This window comes from Rhodoplanes roseus, from assembly GCF_003258865.1.
GTDB lineage: Bacteria > Pseudomonadota > Alphaproteobacteria > Rhizobiales > Xanthobacteraceae > Rhodoplanes > Rhodoplanes roseus.
Map to the genome: position 1 here is coordinate 1 of NZ_NPEX01000414.1, position 3,792 is coordinate 3,792.

The following is a 3,792-nucleotide window of genomic DNA, read 5'->3' on the forward strand; positions in this document are numbered from 1 at the left end:
GATCTCCGCTCCGGCCGCTCCGCCCGCTCCGGCCGCTCCAACCGGCTCGGCCGCTCGCCCAGCCCGGGCCGCTCCGGACGATCGCCGAGCCCCGGCCGGTCCCCGGCCCCGCCCCGCGCCGGCATCGACTCGGTGCGCGACTTGCGGGCCGCGTCGGCCTCGACCTTGCGGATCGCCTCCTCGAGCGCCAGCCGCTCGCGGGTGATCTCCGATTCACCCAGCGCCGGCGAGACGCCGCGCAGCTGGGTGACGAGCGCATTGCGGGCGCGCTCGTAGAGGGTCCGCCGCGCTTCCCCGGTGTTCTTCTCGAGGCCCGCGACCGCCTTGGCGATCAGTGGATAGTAATCGGCCATCAGGTCCAGCTGTTTCGAGCGATCCCCGCCCCCGAGGCTCAGCTCTCGAAAGGATTGTGCACCAGGATAGTGTCATCGCGTTCCGGGCTCGTCGAGAGCAGAGCGACCGGGCATCCCACCAATTCCTCGATCCAGCGCACGTACTTGATCGCCTGGGCCGGCAGCTCCGACCAGGAGCGCGCGCCCGCGGTCTTGTCCTTCCAGCCGGGGATCGTCTCGTAGACCGGCTCGACCCGCGCCTGCGCGTGCTCGCTCGCCGGCAGGTAGTCGATGTCGCGCCCGTCGAGGCGGTAATGGGTGCACACCTGGATCTCGTCGAGCCCGTCCAGGATGTCGAGCTTCGTCAAAGCCAGCCCGTGGATGCCGCTGGTGCGCACCGTCTGCCGCACCAGCACGGCGTCGAACCAGCCGCAGCGCCGCCGCCGGCCCGTGACGGTGCCGAACTCGTGGCCGCGGTCGCCGATCAGCCGGCCGATCTCGTTGTCCTGCTCGGTCGGGAACGGCCCGGCGCCGACCCGCGTCGTGTAGGCCTTGCAGATGCCGAGCACGTAGCCGACCGCCGACGGACCGAGCCCCGAGCCGGTCGCCGCCTGGCCCGCCACCGTGTTGGACGAGGTGACGAACGGATAGGTGCCGTGGTCGATGTCCAGAAGCGCGCCCTGGGCGCCCTCGAACAGGATTCGCTTGCCCTCGCGCCGCACCTGGTCGAGCAGCACCCACACCGAATCCATGTAGGGCAGCACTTTCGGGGCCACGCCGGCGAGCTCGTCGAACAGCGCCTTCGGCTCGTACTCGGGCAGCCCGAGGCCGCGCCGCAGCGCGTTGTGGTGCACCAGCAGCCGCTCGATTTTTGGGGGCAACGAATCGAGGTCGGCCAGATCCATCAGCCGGATGGCGCGGCGGCCCACCTTGTCCTCGTAGGCCGGGCCGATGCCCCGCTTGGTGGTGCCGAGCCGCGCTTTTTCGCTCGCCGCCGCCTCGCGGTTGGCGTCGAGCTCCTGGTGCAGCGAGAGAATGAGCGAGGTGTTCTCGGCGATGCGCAGCGTCTCGGGCGAGAGGCCGACGCCCTGGCCCTTGAGCCGGTCGATCTCCTCCACCAGGGCGCGCGGATCCAGCACCACGCCGTTGCCGATCACCGACAGCTTGCCGCGCACCACGCCGGACGGCAGCAGGGACATCTTGTAGGTGGTGCCGTCGATCACCAGCGTGTGGCCGGCATTGTGCCCGCCCTGGAACCGCACCACGACGTCGGCCTGCTCGGAGAGCCAATCGACGATCTTGCCCTTCCCCTCGTCGCCCCACTGGGAGCCGACGACCACGACGTTCGCCATGTCTGCCTTCTTGTCTCGCTGGGGTCCCGCGGACGAGCGCCGCCGGGCCGGTTCGCAGATGTCGTCGCAGCGCCGACGGGGACGGCACGCGCCGATGCGGCCCGCCCTGTCCCGGCTCCGGATTGTTGAAGCGAATCCGGCCCCCGGACCGAGTCCGAACCGCCGTGCGGGTGTGTAGCGCGGCGGGAGGGGGAGGTCGAGTCGGGGGATGACGTTGCCGCGGGATGGTGGACCGAACGAATGGGAGCAGCCCGTGAGCTCCGTCCATCCCGGCTGACGGACGATACAGCCGTGCGAGGTCATACCAAGGTCGCTGGCCCTGACTGTCTCCTCGGGGATCCTTGCGATCAAGCCCTTCCCTGACCGCGCACACCGACCTGCTCATTCCCGCGAAGCGGGACTTCAGGAGCCGCCTGTCGAGCCGCCCCTGGGTGCCTTTTCCGAAGGCCGGGTGATCCATGGTATGATGACCTAATGACGCGAGCCGATGCGCTGGAAACCCTCAAGCGTTCTGAACCGGCGTTGCGCGCACGGGGCGTGCGGCGCGCCGCCGTGTTCGGCTCGGTCGCACGCGGCGACGCCCCGCCCGACAGCGACCGGGACATCATGGTCGAGATCGATCCCGAGGCGCACCTGACGGTCTTCGATTACGTCGGACTCAAGGATTACATCGCGAGCCTGTTCGACGGGCCCGTCGACGTGGTGAACCGCGACAGCCTCAAGCCCCATGTCGCCCCCGCGGCGACCGCCGACGCGCACTATGCCTTCTAAGTCGGCGCAGGCGGCGCTGCACGACATCCTGCACCACATCGCCCTCGCCAACGAATTCACCCGCGGCTTCACGGCCGAGACGTTCAAGCAGGATCTGCGCACGATCTACACCGTGACCCGCTGCCTGGAGATCATCTCGGAAGCCTCGCGCCGCCTGCCGGACACCTTGAAAGCCCGCCATCCCGACATCGCCTGGAAGCGAATGGCAGGCGCCTGCAACGTGTATCGTCACGACTACGAGGACGTGGCGGCGCAATTCGTCTAGGACACCGTGTTGCGCGCGCTGCCGCCACTCAAGGCGGCGCTGGACGAAGGGGTCAATCGCGGCTGAGCCGCGCCGCAGGCGGATGGGGGAGGTCCCACGAGAAGCGGCGGGTGAAGTTCAGATCACGACGACAGCGTTCCGAATACCGTCGGCTCTCCGCGATGCAGTGCTGAATGACAGAATTAAGCGCAGTGTCAGTGCAATTCGCAACTGCGGAATCTGCATTTAGAACACGAATCAGCCCGACATATTGATATATATGCAACGGCAGAATCGATTCGGTGGAATATACATCATGGCATCCTTCGCAACCGAATTTCCCGTGAAACCAATAGCCGATCGAAGAGCATTTGTTGCTCAGGTCATTTCATGGGTGCGTGGAATGGCCGACAGCACCGTTCTCGACAATCCTCGCGATCAGGATCTCGCTGGCGATACCGCACACCTGAGATCCCAAAGCGGGGAAGAATTGAGATTGCGGGAACTTGGTCGTGAGGGCACGCTTGAGGCAATAGGTTTTCGTCATGATTTTCCGGATATTGAAGGTCGCCTCTGGCGTACTGAAGCAGTGGTACGTCGAGGCGTCTCCCACGATGCGCAGGATCTCATCCGACTGCGAACGGAATGTATCGCGCGGGCACAGGGGGCACGACTTGATATCCCGCGCAAGCCGTTTCTTATCAAGACGATCTTACGTGATGGGTGGGGCGGGAAAGATCGAGAGCTTTCGGTCTCAGACAGCCCGATATGGATCCCTGACGATGATGCTGGGGTCGCAGTCGCACGCGCCGTCACGCTAGGCCAAGCAACACAATATCTACCAGTGGTTTATATTTCTGCTACCGGCCCACTGAAATGGCTACTGTCGCAAAACCAAATAGAGAGGCTCGCCTACGACCTTGGTGGCGTTGCGCACGTTGTAGTAGAGCCCAGTCGAGCTTTTTCCTTTCGAGTTCGTGAGCTGACCGCAGAACAAAACACCTACGGCGGAACGTTAGAGCGGTTCCCGATCTGAGTGAATCGCGATGGATTCCCAAATCGGTTCGAAGATGATTCAAGCTGTCTGCCGGAG

4 protein-coding genes and 1 pseudogene are annotated in these 3,792 nt (G+C 65.4%); 3 read left to right on the plus strand and 2 right to left on the minus strand.

The genetic code is table 11. From position 1 onward, the window contains the following. Both CH341_RS36110 and CH341_RS29270 read right to left on the minus strand, forming a co-directional pair. A pseudogene (locus tag CH341_RS36110) lies at positions 1-353 on the minus strand (hypothetical protein); the annotation flags it as partial. Positions 354-391: 38 nt separating this feature from the next. Continuing rightward, positions 392-1,684 carry an adenylosuccinate synthase gene (locus CH341_RS29270; protein WP_111422823.1) on the minus strand — a complete coding sequence of 431 codons (1,293 nt, stop codon included), beginning with the start codon at positions 1,682-1,684 and terminating at the stop codon, positions 392-394. 474 nt (positions 1,685-2,158) lie between these two features. On the opposite strand from CH341_RS29270, the gene CH341_RS29275 reads away from it, so the two are divergent. The 3 genes from CH341_RS29275 (at position 2,159) to CH341_RS33910 (ending at position 3,735) form a co-directional block, all read left to right on the plus strand. After that, a complete protein-coding gene (locus CH341_RS29275) occupies positions 2,159-2,455 on the plus strand; it encodes a nucleotidyltransferase family protein (RefSeq protein ID WP_111422825.1) in 297 nt (98 codons plus the stop codon). After that, on the plus strand, positions 2,445-2,720 hold the full coding sequence (locus CH341_RS29280) for a HepT-like ribonuclease domain-containing protein (RefSeq protein WP_245431306.1): 276 nt from the start codon (positions 2,445-2,447) through the stop codon (positions 2,718-2,720). The genes CH341_RS29275 and CH341_RS29280 overlap by 11 nt, the downstream gene beginning before the upstream one ends. Before the next feature lie 382 nt (positions 2,721-3,102). Continuing rightward, on the plus strand, positions 3,103-3,735 hold the full coding sequence (locus tag CH341_RS33910) for a hypothetical protein (RefSeq protein ID WP_146604672.1): 633 nt from the start codon (positions 3,103-3,105) through the stop codon (positions 3,733-3,735). Positions 3,736-3,792 lie beyond the last annotated feature (57 nt).

Coding starts and splice junctions, on each gene's coding strand:
- CH341_RS29270 (WP_111422823.1), bottom strand. CDS start 1,684: ATGGCGAACGTCGTGGTCGTCGGCTCCCAGTGGGGCGACGAGGGGAAG.
- CH341_RS29275 (WP_111422825.1), top strand. CDS start 2,159: ATGACGCGAGCCGATGCGCTGGAAACCCTCAAGCGTTCTGAACCGGCG.
- CH341_RS29280 (WP_245431306.1), top strand. CDS start 2,445: ATGCCTTCTAAGTCGGCGCAGGCGGCGCTGCACGACATCCTGCACCAC.
- CH341_RS33910 (WP_146604672.1), top strand. CDS start 3,103: ATGGCCGACAGCACCGTTCTCGACAATCCTCGCGATCAGGATCTCGCT.